At 73.4% G+C, this 20,311-nt stretch carries 19 protein-coding genes and 1 pseudogene; 9 read left to right on the plus strand and 11 right to left on the minus strand.

The genetic code is table 11. The features are described 5' to 3' along the window. Positions 1-12: 12 nt before the first annotated feature. Entirely contained in the window at positions 13-879 is an 867-nt protein-coding gene (locus AB0947_RS19785; protein WP_171158708.1) for an acyl-CoA thioesterase II, read from the plus strand. A gap of 645 nt (positions 880-1,524) precedes the next feature. Here the strand turns inward: AB0947_RS19785 and AB0947_RS19790 are convergent. After that, positions 1,525-2,325: pseudogene (locus AB0947_RS19790) on the minus strand (DUF6397 family protein); the annotation flags it as partial. A 125-nt stretch (positions 2,326-2,450) separates the two neighbouring features. Then, entirely contained in the window at positions 2,451-2,864 is a 414-nt protein-coding gene (locus AB0947_RS19795) for a roadblock/LC7 domain-containing protein (protein WP_366751621.1), read from the minus strand. Between the two features lie 91 nt (positions 2,865-2,955). Here AB0947_RS19795 and AB0947_RS19800 point away from each other — a divergent pair, with 91 nt between their 5' ends. Continuing rightward, on the plus strand, positions 2,956-3,384 hold the full coding sequence (locus tag AB0947_RS19800; RefSeq protein ID WP_366751622.1) for a PPOX class F420-dependent oxidoreductase: 429 nt from the start codon (positions 2,956-2,958) through the stop codon (positions 3,382-3,384). 9 nt (positions 3,385-3,393) lie between these two features. On the opposite strand, the gene AB0947_RS19805 is transcribed toward AB0947_RS19800, so the two are convergent. From AB0947_RS19805 to AB0947_RS19825, 5 genes are all read right to left on the minus strand, one after another. Next, positions 3,394-3,996, minus strand: coding sequence for an ATP/GTP-binding protein (locus AB0947_RS19805; protein ID WP_366751623.1), 603 nt, complete (start codon positions 3,994-3,996; stop codon positions 3,394-3,396). Positions 3,997-4,249: 253 nt separating this feature from the next. Beyond that, positions 4,250-4,663: a DUF742 domain-containing protein gene (locus AB0947_RS19810; RefSeq protein ID WP_366751624.1), complete on the minus strand. Its 414-nt coding sequence runs from the start codon at positions 4,661-4,663 to the stop codon at positions 4,250-4,252. A gap of 18 nt (positions 4,664-4,681) precedes the next feature. After that, positions 4,682-5,119, minus strand: a complete 438-nt coding sequence (locus AB0947_RS19815) for a roadblock/LC7 domain-containing protein (protein WP_366751625.1) — start codon at positions 5,117-5,119, stop codon at positions 4,682-4,684. Then, a complete protein-coding gene (locus AB0947_RS19820) occupies positions 5,116-7,737 on the minus strand; it encodes a nitrate- and nitrite sensing domain-containing protein (protein WP_366751626.1) in 2,622 nt (873 codons plus the stop codon). The genes AB0947_RS19815 and AB0947_RS19820 overlap by 4 nt, the downstream gene beginning before the upstream one ends. 47 nt (positions 7,738-7,784) lie before the next feature. Beyond that, complete coding sequence (locus AB0947_RS19825; RefSeq protein WP_366751627.1) at positions 7,785-8,558, minus strand: MHYT domain-containing protein; 774 nt, start codon at positions 8,556-8,558, stop codon at positions 7,785-7,787. A gap of 152 nt (positions 8,559-8,710) precedes the next feature. Between AB0947_RS19825 and AB0947_RS19830 the strand changes: the two genes are divergently transcribed. Continuing rightward, a complete protein-coding gene (locus AB0947_RS19830) occupies positions 8,711-9,310 on the plus strand; it encodes a class I SAM-dependent methyltransferase (protein ID WP_366751628.1) in 600 nt (199 codons plus the stop codon). Between the two features lie 13 nt (positions 9,311-9,323). Here the strand turns inward: AB0947_RS19830 and AB0947_RS19835 are convergent, their stop codons facing one another. Next, entirely contained in the window at positions 9,324-10,079 is a 756-nt protein-coding gene (locus AB0947_RS19835) for an alpha/beta hydrolase (RefSeq protein WP_366751629.1), read from the minus strand. A 106-nt stretch (positions 10,080-10,185) separates the two neighbouring features. On the opposite strand from AB0947_RS19835, the gene AB0947_RS19840 reads away from it, so the two are divergent. Then, a complete protein-coding gene (locus AB0947_RS19840; RefSeq protein ID WP_366751630.1) occupies positions 10,186-10,719 on the plus strand; it encodes a PadR family transcriptional regulator in 534 nt (177 codons plus the stop codon). Here the strand turns inward: AB0947_RS19840 and AB0947_RS19845 are convergent. Beyond that, entirely contained in the window at positions 10,696-11,601 is a 906-nt protein-coding gene (locus AB0947_RS19845; protein ID WP_366751631.1) for an oxygenase MpaB family protein, read from the minus strand. The genes AB0947_RS19840 and AB0947_RS19845 overlap by 24 nt on opposite strands. Positions 11,602-11,697: 96 nt before the next feature. Between AB0947_RS19845 and AB0947_RS19850 the strand changes: the two genes are divergently transcribed. Together AB0947_RS19850 and AB0947_RS19855 are read left to right on the plus strand one after the other, a co-directional pair. Further along, positions 11,698-11,994 (plus strand): hypothetical protein, encoded by a 297-nt coding sequence (locus AB0947_RS19850; protein WP_366751632.1) that lies wholly within the window; start codon positions 11,698-11,700, stop codon positions 11,992-11,994. A 143-nt stretch (positions 11,995-12,137) separates the two neighbouring features. After that, positions 12,138-12,977 (plus strand): hypothetical protein, encoded by an 840-nt coding sequence (locus AB0947_RS19855; protein ID WP_366751633.1) that lies wholly within the window; start codon positions 12,138-12,140, stop codon positions 12,975-12,977. A 133-nt stretch (positions 12,978-13,110) separates the two neighbouring features. Here the strand turns inward: AB0947_RS19855 and AB0947_RS19860 are convergent, their stop codons facing one another. Continuing rightward, the gene (locus AB0947_RS19860) at positions 13,111-13,293 is read right to left on the minus strand and encodes a hypothetical protein (RefSeq protein WP_366751634.1); all 183 of its coding nucleotides are present in this window, start codon (positions 13,291-13,293) and stop codon (positions 13,111-13,113) included. A gap of 304 nt (positions 13,294-13,597) precedes the next feature. After that, positions 13,598-14,317: a hypothetical protein gene (locus tag AB0947_RS19865; RefSeq protein ID WP_366751635.1), complete on the minus strand. Its 720-nt coding sequence runs from the start codon at positions 14,315-14,317 to the stop codon at positions 13,598-13,600. 1,047 nt (positions 14,318-15,364) lie between these two features. On the opposite strand from AB0947_RS19865, the gene AB0947_RS19870 reads away from it, so the two are divergent. From AB0947_RS19870 to AB0947_RS19880, 3 genes are all read left to right on the plus strand, one after another. Continuing rightward, a complete protein-coding gene (locus AB0947_RS19870) occupies positions 15,365-17,560 on the plus strand; it encodes a DEAD/DEAH box helicase (RefSeq protein WP_366751803.1) in 2,196 nt (731 codons plus the stop codon). Further along, on the plus strand, positions 17,557-18,840 hold the full coding sequence (locus tag AB0947_RS19875) for an SWF or SNF family helicase (protein WP_366751636.1): 1,284 nt from the start codon (positions 17,557-17,559) through the stop codon (positions 18,838-18,840). Before AB0947_RS19870 ends, AB0947_RS19875 begins: the two co-directional genes overlap by 4 nt. 130 nt (positions 18,841-18,970) lie before the next feature. After that, positions 18,971-20,311, plus strand: coding sequence for an esterase-like activity of phytase family protein (locus tag AB0947_RS19880; protein ID WP_366751637.1), 1,341 nt, complete (start codon positions 18,971-18,973; stop codon positions 20,309-20,311).

Here is a 20,311-nt window from a genome sequence, read left to right on the forward strand (position 1 = left end):
AGAAACCCACCGATGACGAATCCGGCCGAGAGACTGGTCGACCTCCTCGACCTGGAGCAGATAGAGGTCAACATCTTCCGTGGCCGCAGCCCGCAGGAGTCCCTGCAACGGGTCTTCGGCGGCCAGGTGGCCGGCCAGGCGCTGGTCGCCGCCGGCCGCACCACGGACGGCGAGCGCCCGGTGCACTCGCTGCACGCGTACTTCCTGCGCCCCGGCCGGCCGGGCGTGCCGATCGTGTACCAGGTGGAGCGGGTCCGCGACGGACGCTCCTTCACGACGCGCCGGGTCACGGCCGTGCAGCAGGGCCGCACGATCTTCAATCTGACCGCCTCCTTTCACAAGCCTGAGGAAGGACCGTTCGAGCACCAGCTGCCGCCGGCCCGCGAGGTGCCGGACCCCGAGTCGCTGCCGACGGTGTCCGAGGAGATCCGCAAGCACCTGGGGGCCTTGCCGGAGCAGTTGGAGCGGATGGCGCGCCGCCAGCCGTTCGACATCCGGTACGTCGACCGGCTGCGCTGGAACGCGGAGGAGATCGAGGGCGCCGAGCCGCGCAGCGCCGTGTGGATGCGCGCGGTCGGCCCGCTCGGTGACGACCCGCTGGTCCACACCTGCGCGCTGACCTACGCGAGCGACATGACCCTGCTGGACGCGGTGCGGCTCCCGGTGGAGCCCCTGTGGGGGCCGCGGAACTTCGACATGGCCTCGCTGGACCACGCCATGTGGTTCCACCGGCCGTTCCGCGCGGACGAGTGGTTCCTGTACGACCAGGAGTCACCGATCGCCACCGGCGGCCGCGGGCTGGCCCGCGGGCGCATCTACGACCTGGAGGGACGGCTGCTCGTCTCGGTCGTGCAGGAGGGCCTGTTCAGGGCCCTGTAGCAGCTGGCGACGACAGCCGGGACCGGCTGTTCAGACCCGCGCGGGCGGTGCCGACCGTGTGCTTCTCCGCCGTAGCCAGGCCCGCAGACCGCGCGACGAGGGCGGTGGAAGGGGCTGCGCCGGCTCGTGGTCGCGAGGGGCCGGCGGCACCGTCGGCCGCGCGGCCGGCACTCGCGGAACGACGTACGGCTGGCGGGGCCGCACCCGCGGCTCGGGGTGCCGCACGGCCGACTCCGTGGGTGATGTCGCCGCCTCCAGGAGCTGTGCCGCCACCGACCCGGGAAGCCGCGTCCGCATCCGCGGGACGCGGCTTCCCGACTCCGCGGGGCGCCCCGTCGGCTGGGGATCCCATACCACCGACTCCGGGAACGGTGCCGTCGTCTCCTGGGGCGGTGGGGTTTCACGCGCCGAACCCGGGGACTGTGCCGCGCACTTCGAAGATGGCCCCGCCAACTCTGCGGAGGAAGTCGCCGAGTTCGAAGATGGCACTGCCAACTCCGCGAACGACGTCATCGACTTCGCAGAATGTACCGCCGGCTCCGTCGGCCGCGCGACCATCTCCCATGACCTCGTCGCCTCCTCCGTTGGCCGGGTGACCGTCCGTGCCATCGGCGGGATGGGCCGTGCCACCGCCCGCATCACCGGCGGAACCCGGTGGACGGCCTGGCGCGGGGCCGGCGAGATGGCGCGGGCCTCCTCGACCGAGCGCGCCAACTCGCTGCGCAGCCAGCCGACCTCGTCCGCGTCCTGCGCCGTCATGATCCGCTCGGTAAGACGAGCGGAAGGAGAACCCGGCACACCGGGCACTGGCGACGCGGGCCGGAACCGGTCGAGGTGGGCACGCTCGTAGGCATGTGTGACGACGTCGGCGACCTCGACGGGCGCGAGGAACGCGGCCACGGCTCCGGCGCGGGCCCACGGGTCCTCGGCCTGCCGCAGCAGAAATCCGACCTGGCGTGCGCGCCAGTTGCGTGCCCGCAGATCCACCCCCGCCGCCAGCTGGCCCCGGAGGGTTTCGGGCGTACGCCCCTTGAGCAGGTGCGCGTGCTCCGGGCTCGCCGTGAACTGGCCCAGTTCTTCCGCGAGATAGAGCCAGACCACGGCGCGGTAACGGTTGAGGTAAAACCTCACGGGCACGAGCAGGCCCAGGCGGGCGAGCCGGGTGAACCGGCCGGCCGGGATCTCCATGAGGGCGGCGCCCTCCGCCGTACCCACGACCCGCACCCGCTCGCGAAGGGACTCGGGGAAGCCGTCCTGCGCCCGCAGGCGCTCGATCTCCGCGTGCTCCACACGCCGGCCTCCTCCACCGTCCTCGTCGGGCACGGTGCGGATACGGCCGAGTTGGACAGCGAGGTCGAACTCCACTCGCTTGAGCCCCAGTTCGCGAGCGGCACGGCTCGGTGTGCAGGTACCGGGGCGGGTGGGGCCGAAGGTGCTTGCCGACATGGTCGTACTCCCCCGTGGAGTCGGTGGCTCACGCCCTGCGCGTTCGCCGTGCACTCACCGTATCCGCTTGGACGCGATGCGTGGCGAGCCTGTGGATAACTCCACGCGGCGGGGAAAGCAGCAGGTCAGAGGTCTGTGGTGGGGGACCTCTCGGGTGCCCTGGCATCGACGCCGAGGTGTTCGCCGACCCGGTTGACGAGCAGGGTCATCTCGTAGGCGATCTGGCCGATGTCCACCTGGGCCCCACTGAGCACGCACAGACAACTTCCGGCGCCGGCCGCGGTCACGAACAGCACGGCGTCGTCGTACTCGATCATCGTCTGGCGCACCCTGCCCGCGCCGAAGTGGCGTCCCGAGCCCTTGGCCAGACTGTGCAGCCCGGAGGCCACGGCCGCGAGGTGTTCCGCGTCCTCGCGGCGTAAGCCCGTGCTCGCCGCGGTGACCAGTCCGTCGTTCGACAGGATGAGCGCGTGACGTACGTGGTCCACCCGCTCGGTCAGATCGTCCAGGAGCCAGCCGAGACCCTGGTTCTGCGCCATGTCCGTCTCCCCGTGTGATGTCTCCCCCTGGCTGGAGGAACTCCCCGCCAGCCTTCCCCACGACCGGCGCGCGGGCAAGGAGGATGGGCCCATGGCAGAGAAGATGACCGATGAGGAATGGCGGGCGTTCGTCCTGGACGGCACTCGCACCGGCAAGCTCTCCACCGTCCGCGCCGACGGAAGCCCGCACGTGGCTCCGATCTGGTTCCTGCTGGACGGGGACGAGTTGGTGTTCAACACCGGCAAGAACACGGCGAAGGGGCGCAATCTGGCGCGTGACGGCAGGGTGGCCCTGTGCGTGGACGACGACCGTCCGCCGTTCCACTTCGTGGTGCTGAACGGCCGCGCCCGGTTGTCGGAGGATCTGGCCGAGGTGCGTCTGTGGGCGACCCGGATCGCCGCCCGGTACATGGGCGAGGACCGCGCCGAGGAGTACGGCGCCCGCAACGGCGTACCGGGGGAACTGCTCGTCCGCGTGACCATCGACAAGGTACTGGCCATGCGGGACGTCGCGGGTTGAGCGGCGGGCTCAGCCGACCGAGTCCAGGAGCCGGGCGGTGTGCATCCGCCCGGCGTACTCGACGAGCCTGATCAGCACTTCCTTGCCGGAGTCGCGGTCGCGCGCGTCGCACAGCACCACGGGTGTGCCGCGGTCGAGATCGAGTGCCCGGCAGACGTCGGGGGCGCCGTAGGAGCGGGCTCCCGTGAAGCGGTTGACGGCCACCACGAACGGGATGCGCCGGTGCTCGAAGTAGTCGACGGCGGGGAAGCAGTCCTCCAGTCGCCGGGTGTCGGCGAGGACCACCGCGCCGAGTGCGCCCTGGGCGAGTTCGTCCCACAGGAACCAGAACCGGTCCTGTCCCGGTGTGCCGAAGAGGTAGAGCGAGAGACCGGAGCGGATGGTGATGCGGCCGAAGTCCATGGCCACGGTGGTGGTGACCTTGTGGTCCACGCCGTCGGTGTCGTCCACCAGTTGGCCCGCTTCGCTGAGCAGTTCCTCGGTGCGCAGCGGCCGGATCTCGCTGACGGCCCCCACCAGGGTCGTCTTGCCGACGCCGAAGCCACCGGCGACCAGTATCTTCAGTGCCAGGGCGGAGGTGTCGCCGACGGTGTCGGTGTGCTCGGAGACCATGATCACTTCTCTCGGGAGGGCCGGCCGCGGCCGGCGTCCGCGTGGTCCGGGGGTGAAGGCAGCATCATGACAACGGGGACGCGGGCCGGGGCGAGGGGACCGAAGTACACCTGATATGAGCGGCTCGCGCCCGATCGTTGACGTGAAGCGCTCGGATCGGACGGACCGGGACGCGGCCGGGCGCACGGGTGCCGGCACGGCGCGGCCGGCGGCGGTGTCCGGACGTTCGTCTGCGGTGCTCGCGGTCCCTCGGTCACAGCGCTCGCAGTCCCTCGATGACCTCGCGCAGGATCCGCTCGTCGGGCAGGTGCGCGGGCGGCACGGGGCGGCTGACGGTCACGCAGCCGAGTTCCAGGAGGTCCCCGAGCAGCACCCTGACCACGCCGACCGGGAGGTCCGCGTCCGCGGCGAGTTCGGCGACGGACTGGGTCTCCGGGCGGCACAGGTCGATCAGGGTCCGGTGCTCGGGGCCGAGCGCGGTGTCGTCGTCGAGCGCCGGTGCTGCGGGGTCGAGGGTGACGAGTGCGATGAGGTCGAAGCGCACCCCGGTCGGCCCGGGCTGGGTGCGGCCACCCGTCATGGCGTACGGGCGGACCAGGGGTCCGGCCTCGCCGTCGTACCACTGGCTGCCCGGCTCCCGGGACTCGCCGGTCGGGTTCTCGGTCATCGGTGCCGCCCTCCCGGCTCAACCTGCGGCGGGCGGTTGCGCCCCGAGGCGCGGCGCCGTGCGGAGATGCTCGCCGACCTGTTTGACCAGGCGGGCCATCTCGTAGGCGACCAGCCCGATGTCGGCCGTGACCGCGGTGAGCAGGGCGAGGCAGGAACCGTCACCGGCCGCGGCCACGAAGAGGAACGCGTCGTCCATCTCCACCATGGTCTGGCGCACTCCGCCCGCTCCGAAGTGCCGCCCCGCACCCTTGGCGAGGCTGTTGAACCCGGAGGCCACGGCGGCGAGGTGCTCGGCGTCCTCCCGCGCGAGGCCGGTGGAGGCGCCGATCGCCAGGCCGTCGTTGGAGAGCACGACGGCGTGCCGTACCTCGCGCACGCATGTCACCAGGTCGTCGAGCAGCCAGTCCAGTTCGCCGGACCGCCGGCCGGCCCTCGGTGTCGGGTCCTGGATCATGCCGGGTCTCCTTCGCTTCTGTGACCGCCCGTTTGCGGTTCCGGTGCGGCACCACGGCCGGGCTGCCTGCCACCGCCTCGCGTCCAGCCGTCGCGGTACGCCGCCATGCGGTCCCGTACGAGTTCGGGGGTGCGCCGGTCGTCGCCGTGCCGGGCGGGCCGCTGGGGTGGCTCCTCGCGGCGCTCGTGGCGCAGTTGCGGAGCGAGGCTCGCCTGGCGCACACGGCGCGGGAGGTCGTCGGAGGGCTCGGCGTCGTCCGGCGAGCGGCGCAGTCTCAGGGGGGTGACGCCGGGGGGCGGGGGTTCATGGGCGGCGTCGCGGGAGCGGGCCGCCGCGCCGGTGCCGTCCGGGCCCGGTTCCGGCCGGGTGCCGTGGGGATCCGTCGCCTTCCCGGTGCTCTGGCCACCCGGTGTCCGGGTGGTTCCGTGCGGACCAGGTCCGGTGGCCGCCAGGGCGGGACGGTCCGGCCACTGGGTGCCGGCGGTCTCCTGGGGCGAGGTCGCACCGGGTACGCGCGCGTAGGCGCGTTCCTCGCCGGATCGGGCCCGTGCGCCTTGGTGGGGGGACGGTACCGCCGAGCCGCTGTGCAGCAGGGCCTTGGGCAGCAGGACCACGGCGGTGGTGCCTCCGTAAGGGGAGGTCCGCAGGTGCACCTTGATGTCGTGCCGGGAGGCGAGCCTGCTGACCACGAAGAGTCCCAGGCGGTCGCTGTCGAAGAGGTCCAGCGCCTCCGACTGTTCGATGCGGCGGTTGGCCTCGGCCAGGGTCTCGGCGCCCATGCCGAGCCCGCGGTCCTCGATCTCCAGGGCGTAGCCGTTGCCGACCGGTTCGCCGGTGACCCGCACGCGCGTGTGGGGTGGTGAGAACTGGGCCGCGTTCTCGACGACTTCGGCGAGCAGATGGGTGAGGTCGGCGACCGCCGCGCCGGTGACGTACGCCTCGGGGAACTGGCGTACCTCCACGCGCGCGTAGTCCTCGATCTCCGAGACGGCGGCGCGTACGACGTTGGTCAGGGACACCGGCATCCGCCAGGCACGGCCGGGCGCGGCGCCGGACAGGATGATCAGGCTCTCGGCGTGGCGCCGCATCCGGGTCGTGAGGTGGTCCAGGCGGAACAGGTCACCGAGTTCGTCCGGGTCGTCGGAGCGCCGCTCCATGCTGTCCAGGAGGCTGAGCTGGCGGTGGACCAGGACCTGGCTCCTGCGGGCCAGGTTGACGAAGACACCGGAGATGCCGCTGGCGAGTTCGGCGCGCTCCACGGCGGCGCGCAGCGCGGCACGGTGCACGGTGGTCAGGGCTTCCGCCACCTGACCGGTCTCGTCCTCGGCCGGCGGTCCGGAGGGTGCCTCGGCCCGGATGTCGATCTCCTCGCCCGCGCGCAGCTTCCGCATCGCTTCCGGGAGTTTGCGGCGGGCGATCTCCAGCGCGTCGTTGCGCAGGCTCACGAGTTCGACCACCAGGGCCCGTCCGATGCGGACGGAGATGACGAGGGAGGCGGCGACGGCGGCGAGTCCCAGGAGTACGGCGGCTCCGGCGGGGCTGAGCAGGCCGCGGGTGACCGGGTCGGCGCGGCCGGCGACGGCCCGGCCGGCGGCTGCCGCGATGGTCCGCATTCCGTCCTGTACGCGCGCGTGGGCGGCGCTCCACGCGGCGTGCGGTGCCTGGCCGGCGACGTGGACGTCCGGTCCCGCGGCGAGCAGGTCGTCCTCGGCGGCGCCGAGGGCGGTGTAGGGGCCGCCGGCGGTCAGATCGCGCCAGGCGGCACGCTGGGCGGTGGGCAGATCGGTGACGGCGGTCTCGGTGAGGGCACGGCGCGTGGCGACGGCGGCGCTGAAGAGCCGCAGTCGCTCTCCCCGCAGGGTTCCGGCGGCAGGCGCGCTGCCCAGCAGGGCGTCCTCCTGGGCCAGGGCTTCGGCGGCGCGGGAGAATTCGAGCAGCACGCGCGCGTCGGAGGCGACGTCGGCCTGCTGGAAGCCGGTGAGGGCTCCGTCGACCGCGAGGGCGGCGCCGATGGTCTTCGTGTAGCGCGTGTACGTGTCGTCCCAGCCCGTCTTGTGGCCCCGTACGGCCGTTCTCAGTGCGGGGAGGTGCTCGGCGCCCTTGACGAAGGCGGCGAGGCGCCTGGAGACGCCGGCGGGCAGCTCCTGGCTGTCGGCGACGGTGCTGTCCCGGCCGAGCCGCAGCCGGTCCACGGCCCGGTCGGTGCGGGCCGCGAGGTCTTCGAGATCACCGCCGTCGCCGGCGCGGGGGTCCGTGGCGTAGCGGACGGCCGCGGTGCGCTCGGCCTGCAACGCGGTGACGGCCGCGGCGAGCGGGCTGCGCAGTTCGGCGTCCACCCGTTGCGACTGGCGCAGCCGGGCGACGTCCTGAGCGGTGCTGACGGTGGCGTACGCCCAGAGGGCGAGCAGGGAGACGACGGGCACCATCAGGAGGCTGACCACCTTGGCGCGGACGGTGCGGGGGCGCAGGTGCCGGCGGTTCCCCCGCGCGCGTGCGGCGGCGGACGGCGGGCCGGGCGGGTGGCGGCCCTCGTCGGCGGGCGGTCCGGCGTGTGCGCGGCGTCCGCGCGGACGGTGCGCCGCGGCGGCGGCGTTCTCGGGTGTACGGGGTGGGCGCATGGCCTCCTCGCTCGGGACGTGGTCGGTGCGCTCGGGCGGGGGTTCCGCTAGCGGGCGACGCTTTCGACGGGCCGCTGGGCGGAGGCGGACGCCTCGCGCTCGTCGGCCGTGGGCGAGAGGGCCACGAAGGCCGAGGTGATGAACAGGTAGGACCCGAGGCCGACGGCGAGGGGGAAGATGAACTGCATCGCCGTGGCCCCGGGCAGGGCGTCGCCGGACGGGTCCACACGCACGCTCACCGCGAACATCCCGGTGTAGTGCATGCTGCTGACGGCCGCTCCCATGACGAGGGAGGCGACGGTGACCGCGAGGGGCGACCTGATGTTGAATCCGGCCCACAGGGCCACGGTGGCCGCGACCACGGCGATCAGTACCGACAGTCCGACGCGGACCGGGTCGTAGGTGACGTCGCCGTGCAGTCGGACGGCCGCCATGCCCAGGTAGTGCATGCTGGCGACGCCCAGTCCGGTGGTGAGACCGCCGAGGAGCAGCGCGCGGTTGCGGTCGCGGCTGTAGCCGACGGCGAAGACGCCGGCGCAGACGACGACCATGGCGACGAGGAGGCTGAGGATGGTCAGCGGCACGTCGTAGCGGATGTCGCTGCCGCTGACGCGGAAGTCGAGCATGGCCACGAAGTGCATGGTCCAGATGCCCGTGCCGATGGCGGAGGCGGCGGTGACGAGCCAGTTGCGGCGCGCGCGGCCGGTGGTGGCGAGCGCGCGGACGGTGCAGCGCAGTCCGAGTGCGGCGCCTATGCAGGCCATCGCGTACGACAGTACGGGGGTCAGCCAGCCGAAGGCGGCGTGGTCCAGGTGTCCCATGGCCCCGGGACGCTAGCCGGGGCAGGGGCGCACAAAGGGGGCGCATTTCGAAAGGTGCCGGAATATGACGCACAGTTGTGCCGGAACGATCGCCTCCCGCTCGAACATGCGCACAAGGACTTCCCTCGTGACGGTGAGGAATCATGCGGAACATGAACGACGACCACACATGTGTCCAGGACTTCTTCACCGCCCGCGCCGCCGACTGGGACAGCCGGTTCCCGGACGACGGCCCAGCCTACGCGGCGGCCGTGGCCGGCCTCGGGCTGCGGGAGGGGGACCGCGTGCTGGACGCGGGCTGCGGCACCGGGCGCGCGCTGCCGCCCCTGCGGGCCGCCGTGGGCCCCTCCGGGGTGGTGCTGGGCGTGGATCTGACCCCGGCCATGCTCCAGGCCGCCGTACGAGCGGGCAGGCACCGCGACGGGCGGCTGGTGCTCGCCGACGTCGCCGCGCTCCCGCTGCGCTCGGGCTGCCTGGACGCCGTGTTCGCCGCGGGTCTGATCGCCCACCTGCCGCGGCCGGTGGACAACCTGCGGGAGCTGGCCCGTGGCCTACGGCCCGGCGGCACGCTCGCCCTCTTCCATCCCATCGGCCGCGCGGCGCTGGCGGCGCGGCAGGGGCGCCGGGTCACCCCCGACGACCTGCGCGCCGAGGCCAATCTCCGGCCCCTGCTCGCGCGCTCGGGCTGGCGGATGACGTCGTACACCGACGAGGACGCCCGGTTCCTGGCGCTCGCGGTACGCGAGGACTGAGGAACGGACCGGGTCAGCCGGTTCCGGTGACGGCTGCCACGAAGGCGTCGGGGTTGTCGAACATGACGTTGTGCCCGGCGCCCGGCACCGTCACCACGCGCACCCCGGCGGCTTCCAGGCCCTCCCGGCCCGCGAGTTCGCCGCTGTGCTCGCCCTGGAGGAAGACGCGGTCGACCGGCAGCCGCTCCAGGAGCGTCCGCATCACGGGGTCCGAGCCCTTGCGCAGGCCGACGGCACTGCGGTGCAACGCGCGCGGGTCGGCCAGCCGCATGGTCGCCGCCCACAGCGGGCCGACCGTCTCCAGCACGCGCGCGTGCCCCCCTTCGACGAACTCGTCCTCCCCGTAGGCGGCGATCCCGCTGCTGCCGGCGGTCGGCGGCGGAAAGGCGTCCAGGTTGGCCTCCGCCAGGACCAGCCGGGAGACCAGGTCGGGCCGCCGGTGGGCGAGGACGACGGCTACGGCACCGCCCATGCTGTGCGCGATCAGTTCGGCGCCGGCGGCCCCGGCCGCGTCGAGCGCGGCGGCCACCGCGTCGGCGTGGCCCTCCAGCGTGTACCCGAAGTCCTGGGGGCGGTCGCTCGTGCCGTGTCCCGGCAGGTCCACGAACAGGCTGCGCCGGCCCGCGAGTTCGGGCCGCGCCGCGATGTGCGCGTGGTAGACGGCGGACATCGCTCCCAGTCCGTGCAGGTACACCCGGGCGGGCTCCGCCCCGGGCACCTCGGTCCATCGGATCCGGCTTCCCCTGCTGTCGAACGTGGCCTGCTGCACCGTGCCCCTCCCTGTGGTCCGCGACACCCAGACAATACCTCGGTGGCGATGTATTACGTCAAGGCTGTATTGGCGCAGCGATGCATCCCTGCGGGAGAATGCGGCCATGCTCGAACTCGCCATCCTCGGATTCCTGTACGGCGCCCCCCTGCACGGATACGTACTGCGCCGCCACATCGCGGCACTCACCGGCCATGTGCGGCCCGTCGCCGAGAGCACGCTGTATCCGGCGATCAAGCGCCTGGAGAAGGCCGGTCTGCTGGTGCGGGCGACCGAGCCCGGCGCCGTCGCCGCGCCACGCCACGTGCTGAGACTGACCGAGGAAGGCGGGCGCGAGCTGAAACGCCGGCTCGCCGAGCCCGCCCAGCGCGAGATCACGGACGAGAACCAGTGGTTCACACTGCTCGCGTTCCTGCGGCACCTGGAGGACCCCGCCGCCCAGGCGGCCGTACTGCGGCGCCGGCTGGCCTTCCTGGAGGAGCCGGCGAGCTTCTTCTACGACGGCGACCGGCCGCTGCGCGCCGAGGAACTGGACGATCCGTTCCGGCGCGGCGTTCTCACCATCGCGCGGGCCACGAGCCGGGCAGAGCTGGCCTGGCTGCGGAACACGCTGGCCTCACTCGACGGGGCCGGCCGCTGAGCCGTCCTGGCGCCGCACCGGGCAACCACGCAGACCGGGGACCGGACGCGTACCCAGGTCGGCGATGCGATAGCCGTTCGGGTAGCCCTTGACCTCCCGGTTCTGGCGCGCGAAGTGGGGGCTGCGGCGCGGCGGCAGCAGCCGGACCAGCCGGCCGCGCGTCCGCACGGCGCGGCGCACCAGCGCGGAGGTGGCGGCGCCGGGTCGCGGGTAGCGGAACGCGCGCAGCAGGGGCTCGTCGAGCAGCGCGAGCGTGGCCGTGCGCAGCAGTGGTGCCAGGGGGCGCGGATACCAGGACGCCATCAGGCCGAGGGTGGCGTCGGAGACCCGGCGGGCATCCTCGTCCCAGCCGAAGTGGGCCTCTTCGTAGGAGTCGAGAAGGGCCTCGAACTCCTCATAGGTGCGGGGGATGTCCGGGATGCCCATGTGCCGGCCGAGGGTGCGGTAGTACTCGGTGGTGGCGACGACCTCGTGCCGGGACAGCCGCCGCCAGCCGTAGGCGTCGATCCAGCGGCGGGGCGTCACCACGAAGGTGCTCAGCACGTACCGCATGTCGTCGTCGCTGATGTCGTAGGCGCGGTGCATCTGGTTGACGCGGCGGATCGCGGTGCGCCCCTGCTCCGCCGCGAAGCCGTGTTCCACGATGGTGTCCAGGAGCAGCACGGTGTCGTCGTACCGCTTCTGCGTGCGCTCGGTCAGCTCCGCCGTCCGCGCGAGCAGCCGCCCGATGCCGGGCACCGCGTAGGTACGGTACAGAGCCAGTTCGAGAGCGCGGGTGTAATCCCAGGGGAACTCGTAGGCGACGCTGATCCGGTAGATCTCCAGCGCGTCCGCCACCGGGTCCAGCCGGCGGATCTGCGCGAGCCGCTCGAACCGCTTCACCGCGTCGTCCCCCTTCTGCCGCCGAACCCCCAACTCTACGTTGATGAACAGCAGATGGGCGATCGTACTGACCCCGTTGAGGGAAGGGTGGTCCGCGTGTTCGACAGGATCCGCAGGTACGCCGGCCGGCTCGGCAGCTCCGCGCAGGGGCGGCCGGAGGGCGCCCGGGAGAGGCGCGCGCACAACTTGTTCGAAGCGGCGGCCGTCTATGTCGCCGCCCGCGCGGAGGACGATCAGGACCGGATCGAGGAAGCGGCGGCGTGGGTGTCCCCGGAGGCCCTGTCCTTCGGGGTGAGCGAACTGGCCTGCCGGGCGGTCGTCGCGCTGGCCCGGGAACGCGACGAGACACCCGCGGCGGTGGCCCGCGACCTCCTCGGGCTGCCCTCGGCCTGAACGGAACTTCCTTCTCCACATGTGGTCGTTTCGACCCTGTCCAGGCGGAAACCTGCAGCTCCGTGTGGTGCGCGGGGTCGTGACAAGCTGCTTCCGCTCGCACTAGGGTGCGCGCCGATGGACGAACCACTGGGGAGGCAGGGATGGCCGGGACGGACGCTGAGCCCGTCGCCGCCGCGGACGATGCGCTGTACGTGCTGACGGCGGTACTGCTCACGCCGGCACAGTTTCCGAGCGTGCTGGGCGACGACTACCCGGAGGCGTGTGCGGCGCTGGACCTCGCGCCGCGCGCCGACGGGTACGGCCTGGTGCTGGGCCAGGACGGGCTGGGCGCTCGCTGGACGGTCGTCATCGACGACGTCTCGCTGGTCGCCGTGGCGATCGCGTCCTGGGACTGCGGCATGGAGTACGAGCTGTCGCCGGACGAGCGCGCGGTCGTGACCGCCTTGCCGGGATGGCCCCTGGCCGTCGCCGTCGCGGCACCCGGCGTGCCCGCTCCTCACGACCCGCCCGCCGAGGAGGCCGGACGGTCGGCGCTGTGCCCGCCGGACACCGCCTCCTGGGGGCCCGCGCAGCGCCGACTGGGTGCCGACGAGATAGCGCTGCAGTGGGCCGCCTGGCGGGAGCAGATCGACGACGCCGACTTCCCCGTGCCCGGCGAGCGCACGCCGGACGTGCCTTCCGCGCGGGAGGGCGAGGGCGCCAGGGCCGGTGGCCACGCCGGTGTCCGCCGGGTGCTCGCGGAAGCGCGCGCCTACGTCGACTCGCCACCGCCGCTCGGCCGCGTGCGCTCGTCGTTCGCGCCCGGCGAGGCCCGTACGCTCCGCGCCGACGGCCCCGGCTGGTCGATCGTGGCCCGCACCGACGACATCGCGTTCGTCCTGCTCGACGAGGAGCCCGGCGAGGTGCTGCCGGTGGGCCGGGGACCCGAGCTGCCCGGTCTGCTGGAGGCGCTCGACAAGATGGCCGTACGGCCCCTGTGAGCCGGGGCTGCCGGACGAGACCTTCCGGTCGCTCCCCCGGCAGCCGCGCCGCCCCTGGGCGACGCGGCTCCCCATGGCTCGGCCCGCCCGTCCTGGCGGCTCGCCGAGTGAGACCTTGCCGCGCACCGGCGCCTCAGCGGCCGAGCTCCTTGCGGGTGACCCTGCGCAGCCTGCGCCGCTGTGAGGGGTCCAGGGCGAGGTAGGCGGCCGCCGGAACTCCCACGACGATGAGGAACGCCACCCACCAGGGCAGCCATATGAGCAGGATCAGCCCGACCGCCACGCCCCCTGCGGCGATCTTCGCGTTCATGGACATGAGCGTCGCCTCCTTCGCGGCCACTGCCGCTCTCTGATCTGAGAACGGCCCCCCGCTCCCCACGGTTCCACGACCCGGCCCTGAGACATCCCTGAGCCACACCCCCTAGTGGCCCGCGACGGGGCGGGAAGCCTGTTGGCAGTGGGCCGGACGCGGCGGGCCGTTGGCGGCGGACCGGGCGCGGTGAGGCCGCCGGCAGCCGACGGGACACGGTGAGGCCGCCGGTGACCGGCCCGGCGCGACGCGGCCCCTGGGCGCTCCGCGCGACGCGGCAAGGACACCGACGGTCCGCCGGCACGCCGCATCAAGCCCGCCGGATCAGCGCCTCATAGCACTCGACGTCCCAGCGTGCCTGATGCGGCGGCCTTCCCCGCGGCAGGGTGCGGGTGCCCGCCGCGACCGTCACATGACGCTGCGCGGACAGGCAGAACACCACGAAGACCTTCCGATGCGTGAGTTCGAGGGTCTCGTCGTAGTACCAGTCCGCGACGAGCCCGTGGCCGTCCGACAGGAACGGGCGCTGGACGAACTCCTGCACCTCGGCGGGAAAGTTCCCGAGAACGCCGAGGGCCGCAGTGGCCAGGTTCAGCGGGAGTACGGCTGGGGCCGGCGGCTGTGCGGCACGGGTGGCCGCGGCCCGGCCCCACTGCCCGGTCGCCGTCGAGGGTCGCTTCCCGGGGCCGGTCACCGCGAACGACCGCCGTCGCACCGCTCCGGGCTCCACTCTCAGGCGCTCGCCCTGGAAGACGGTGCGGCCGTCGCGGACGACGCTGCCGACCTGGCACAGTCCGCGGGGGCCGAACACGAACGCCTTCGGGTGGCCCTCGTCGTCCAATCGCGCCCACCACTCCCAGACGCCACCGGCCTTGTGCGCCAGTTTCTCCCGCACGCCCGGTTCCAGCATGTCCCAGCACTGCTGCCGGCTCGGGACCGAGGCGTCGACCTCGAAGCCTCCCGGCCGATGGACCGGCGGAACCACCCCGGCGGGTTCCGTGTGCGCCTGTTCGGCACGGCGCAGTTCCATGGCTGTGTGCTCCTCGCGCAGGGGCGACGGCATGCGATCCCGTCCGCCCGACTCCGATCCCCCTCCTCGTCTCGGGATCTGTGCAGGCCCCGCGTCCCTCAGGCTCTCCCCCATGCCGTCCCCCTCACTCGACCACGACGCTCGACAGCGGTGGCGGACATTGTCCCCGCCGGTGCGCGCTTGCCGCCCGTACTCGCGACGAAACCAGAACCCCCTTCGAACAGATTGTGGAGTGACCCGCGTCACGGTACGGGCAGGACAGGAACGCCCCGGCCATCCTGTAACCTCGGCGGCTCCGGTCGAGTAGTCAAATTTGAGGAGTGCAACGAAGCTGTGCAGACCATCCCTGCGCCACCACCCTCCGAACCGACCGAACCGACCGCACCGACCGCACCGACCGCACCGACCGAACTGACCGAACTGACCGAATGCTGCGTCGTGTTCCTGCCGTCCGATCCCCCGCGCGCGGGCCGCATCGGCTTCTGGCGGCCGGACGGTGGGGTTCCGCCCGGGCACGCAGAGGGCTCGCCGGCAGACCTGGATCTCGTACTGCCCTCGGCCGACGGAGGCGTCGAACGCGTGCCGCTGCCCGTCCTCCTGCTTCCCGTCGGCACCGCCCTTCCGGTGCTCGCACGCGCGCGTGCGCTGCCGCGGGAACACCGGGCCGCCGCCTTCTGGCGGACCGCGTACGAACTGGCCCTCGGCTTCCTGGCGCGCGGTCTGCTCCTGCCGGGCCTGACCGCCGGCGATCACGACGCCTGGCGCGTGGGGCCTCTGTCCGCGCGCGATGCGGAACTGGTCCGCGAACTCGCCGCCGCCATGCCCCCGCAGGCGCATGCCGTGCCGCTCACGGACGACGGGCCCGCGCTGTTGCCCGACCCGGAACGGCTGCTGCGCGCCTTCCTCGACGCGGTCGCCGACGTGCTGCCGCGCTCCCCCGCCGCCCCGCTGGCGACCGGCGGCCCCGCGTACACGGCGCTGGAGCCGCGGCGTCTGCCCGCGCTGCGGGAGTGGGCGGACGACATCGCCGCCGGCCATGACGCGGGGGTGCGGCTGTCGCTGCGCGTGGAGGCGTCCGGTCTCGACGCCGCCTCCCAGGACGGTGCTCCGGTCCGCTTCCGTGCGGTCCTCCAGGTGCACGGCCAGGGCGGACCGGCGGACGTCATGGACGCCGCCAAACTGTGGACCGGTGCGGACACCGGGCGCCCGGAGTTCGCCCTCCGCGCGCGTGCGGACGCGTTGCTGGCGCTTCGCCGGGCGGCCCGGGCCTGGCCGCCGCTGACGCCGCTGCTCTCCGCCGCCGTGCCGGACACCGTCGACCTCGCCGACGACGAGATCGCCGAGCTGCTGAGCGAGGGCGCGCGGGCGCTGGCCGCCGCCGGGGTCGAGGTGCACTGGCCCCGGGACCTGGCACGCGGCATCACCGCGCACGCGGCGATCGGCCCGCCGGACGACGGCACCGCACCGTCCGGAACCGTCACCGTTCCGTCGTTCCTCAGAGCGGACGCGAGGGTCACGTTCGGCTGGTGGTTCGACCTGGGCGGGCGGGAGCTGTCCCGGGAGGAGCTGGACCGGCTGGCGGAGGCGAAGCGGCCCCTGGTGCGGCTGCGCGACGGCTGGGTCCTGGTCGATCCGCGGGAGGCGGAGCGGGCCCGGACCGAGCGGGACCGTTCCGTCGCTCCCGTCGAGGCGCTGGCCGCGGCTCTGACGGGTTCGACGGAAGTCGACGGCCGGCAGGTCGACGTACGGCCCACGGGGTGGCTGGAGGGGCTCCGGGAGCGGCTGACGGCCCAGGACCCGGCCCTCACCGCCGGACAGCCGCCGGGGCTGGCCGCGACCCTGCGGGACTATCAACTGCGCGGGCTCGACTGGCTGGCCCGTACGACATCGCTCGGACTGGGCTGCTGTCTGGCCGACGACATGGGGCTCGGCAAGACGATCACACTGATCGCCCTGCACCTGCACCGGCAGACCGATCCGGCGGCGGCCGGCCCCACGCTCGTGGTCTGCCCGGCCTCGCTGCTGGGCAACTGGCAGCGCGAGATCGAACGGTTCGCTCCCGGGGTGCCGGTGCGCCGGTTCCACGGACCCGGACGCGATCTGGCGTCCCTGGCGGACGGTGAGTTCGTGCTGACCACGTACGGCACGCTGCGCCTGGACGCCGACCGGCTCGCCGGGGTCCCGTGGGGCATGGTGGTGGCCGACGAGGCGCAGCATGTGAAGAACCCCTACTCCGCGACCGCGCGGGCGCTGCGCACGATCGGCGCACGCGCGCGCGTGGCGCTCACCGGCACTCCGGTGGAGAACAACCTCACGGAACTGTGGGCGATCCTCGACTGGACGACACCCGGCCTGCTCGGCGGCCTCGGCGGGTTCCGCGCGCGCTACGCGCAGCCCGTCGAGGGCGGCCGGGACCCCGCCGCCGCACGACGGCTCGCCCGGCTCGTCGAACCGTTCCTGCTGCGGCGGCGCAAGTCCGATCCCGGCGTCGCCCCGGAACTCCCGCCGAAGACCGAGACGGATCACCCGGTGTCGCTCACGGCTGAACAGGCGGGGCTGTACGAGGCGTTGGTGCGCGAGACCCTGGACCGCATCGCGGCCGCCGACGACATGACCCGCCGGGGCCTGATCATGCGGCTGCTCACCGGACTGAAGCAGATCTGCAATCATCCGGCGCAGTTCCTCAAGGAGGACGATCCGCGGCTCGCGGGACGCTCGGGGAAGCTGGAGCTGCTGGACGAACTGCTCGGCACCGTCCTCGCCGCGGACTCGGGTGTGCTGGTCTTCACGCAGTACGTGCGCATGGCCCGGCTGCTCGAACGGCACCTGGCGGCCCGCGGGGTGTCCTCGCTGCTGCTGCACGGCGGGACGCCGGTCGCCGCGCGTGAGGAGCTGGTACGGCGCTTCCAGGCGGGTGAGGCCCCGGTGTTCCTGCTGTCGCTCAAGGCGGCCGGGACGGGGCTGAACCTCACCCGGGCCGAGCACGTCGTGCACTACGACCGCTGGTGGAACCCGGCGGTGGAGGCACAGGCCACCGACCGGGCGTACCGCATCGGGCAGACCCGTCCGGTGCAGGTGCACCGGCTGATCGCCGAGGGGACCCTGGAGGACCGGATCGCCGAGATGCTGGGCCGCAAACGGGAGCTGGCCGACGCCGTGCTCGGTTCCGGTGAGGCGGCCCTGACGGAACTGTCGGACGAGGAACTGGCCGCACTGGTGGAACTGCGCGGGGGGGCGCGATGAGCCGCTGGGACGACGAGCACGGACGGGACGCGGAGCGCACGTTCGCCGCGCTGCCGCCCGCGCGCGGGCGTGCCTTCGCCCGGAGCTGGTGGGGGCTGGCCTGGCTGCGGGCCCTGGAGGACGCCGCGCTGGAGGCCGCGGTGGTCAAGTCCGGGCGCCGGCTCGCGCGCGCGGGCGGCGTGGGAGCGGTGACCGTACGGCCGGGCCGGGTCACCGCCGTCGTCCGTGACCGCGGAGGCGCGGCGTACCGGGCCGACGTCCTGCTGCCGCGGCTGTCCGACGAGGAGTGGGCGTGGTTCGCGGATCTCGCCGTGGAGCAGGCCGGCCACATGGCCGCGCTGCTCGAACGGGAGCTTCCGCCGCATCTGCTCGAAGACGCGGCGGTGGCGGGGATCGACCTCCTGCCGGCTCTCGGCGATCTGGATCCCGCGTGCGACTGCGGTGCCTGGGACCACTGCGGGCACACCGCCGCCCTGTGCCACCAGGTGGCGCGGCTGCTGGACGAGGATCCGTTTCTGCTCCTGCTGATGCGCGGGCGGGACAAGGACGCCTTCCTGGCGGAGCTGCACGTCCGCGGCACGGCGGAACCGTCCGGAGTGACACCCCCGGCCGCGGGGGTGGACGCGGCCGAGGCCTGGGCGGCTGCCGGCATCCTGCCGCCGCTGCCCGAGTTGCCCGGGCTGCCCTCGGCTCCCGGCGCGCCACCGTCCTTCGCCACCGGGGCGCCGGCCGCGCCGGGGGTGGACCCGGCGGCGCTGGCGCACCTGACCGGTCGCACCGCCGCGGAGGCGTATCGGCTGCTGGCGGCGGCGCTGCGTGGTGAGACGCGGACAAAGGCGGACCTGACGGCCGCCCAGGACGCCGTACGCCTGGCATGCGGGCCGGCCCCCGCAGCCGTCACCGAGCGGCTCGCCGCGGGGTCGGGGCGTGGGCACGACGGGCTCATGACAGCGGTCCGCGCCTGGCGGACCGGTGGTGCGGCGGCCCTGGCGGTGCTCGACGAGGACCGGGACGTCGAGGGTGTGGCGCTGGCACGCGCGCGTGCGGCTCTGGAAGCGGCCTGGGAGGCGGACGAGCGGCCGGTGTTCCACCGCAGCGGCAACCGGTGGACCGTCCAGGAGGAAGGCGTTCAGCTGCGGCTCGGGCGCGAGGGCCGCTGGTGGCCGTACCGCGACGAGGGGGGACGCTGGGTCCCGGCGGGCGGGGCCGATCCGGACCCCGCGACGGCGCTGGCCTCCGCGCGGCCGGAGGGGGAGGTTCCGGCCGCGCACGGTTCCTGACAGACAGTCAGGCTCATTGGTGACGCGATCTGATGAGCGGCGGACGCCGGCCGTTCACCGGGCGGTCGTGCGGCGTTCCTCCGGGAGCCCAAGGGTGTCGGCAGTCCATGACCTTGCTCCAGGAGGCCCGATGTTCCCGCACGCCGCCGGTCTGCGTCGCGTCCGCCGTTCCCTCGCCACGGGCTGGCCCCTGGCCCTGGCCGCCGTCCTCGTCGCGGCGGGGACGGCCACCGCGGCGCCGTCGGGGGACGCCCGTGTGATCCGTACGGCGACCCTCGGCGAGATTCCGCTCGGCGCGTTCAGCAACGCGCTGCTGCCCGGCAGCGTGGCCGACGACCACGGGATCAAGCTCGGCGGCATCGGCAGCGACATCTACCCGGCCGGCCGCAAGGACGAGTACTGGACGGTGACCGACCGCGGTCCCAACGGTCAGATCAAGGTGGACGGCAAGAAGCGCCGCACCTTCCCGGTGCCGGGATTCGATCCCGCCATCGTGAGGATCAGGGCCGCCGGGGACACCGTCAAGGTCATCGACGCGATACCGCTGACCACCTCCTCCGGGAAAGCCGTCACCGGACTGCCCGATCAGAAGAGCCGGGACGAGGCGCCGTACACCTACGACGCGCGGACGGCGCTGTCCTACGACCCGAACGGCCTCGACACCGAGGGCGTCGTCCGGGCCGGGGACGGCAGCTTCTGGCTCGTGGACGAGTACGGGCCTTCCCTCGTGCACGTCTCCGCGCGCGGGCGGGTCCTCGCGCGCTACGTGCCCGAGGGGCTCGGTCTGACGGGCGCGGACTACCCGGTGGTGGAGGCGCTCCCGGCGGTCCTGCTGCACCGCAAGACCAACCGCGGGTTCGAGGGGCTGGCGCAGCTTCCCGGCGGTGACCTGGTGATGGCCCTGCAGAGCCCGCTGTCGCTGCCGGACGCGGACGCCGGCGACGCCTCCCGCACCACCCGCCTGCTGCGCTTCTCACCCCGCGCGAAGGCCGTCACGGCCGAGTACGCCTACCGCTTCGACCCGGTGGACGTGGTGGACCCGGGCGAGGACGACACCTCCGAGCTGAAGATCTCCTCGGTGGTCGCGGCCGGCGGTGACCGGCTGCTGGTCGAGGAGCGCACGGACAAGGCCGCCCGGCTCCAGCTGGTCAGCCTGCGGCGCACATCGGACATCCTCGGCGGTCCCTGGGACGACGACACCACGGCTCCGTCGCTGGAGCAGCTGGACGACCCCGCGGCGCAGGGCGTGCCGGTGCTGGCCAAGCGGCTGGTGGTCGACCTGGGCAAGGTCGCGGGGGTGCCAGGGAAGATCGAGGGCATCGCGCGCGTGGATCACGACACGCTCGCGCTCGTCAACGACAACGACTTCGGGATGACCGACGGGACGGGCGCGTTCGACGCCCAGGGCCGCCTGGTCGACAGCGGGATCAGGACGACCGTGACGTACGTCCGGCTGCCCGAGGGCCGCTGA

It is taken from the genome of Streptomyces sp. NPDC047841 (genome assembly GCF_040704085.1).
GTDB classification, from domain to species: Bacteria; Actinomycetota; Actinomycetes; order Streptomycetales; family Streptomycetaceae; genus Streptomyces; species Streptomyces argyrophylli.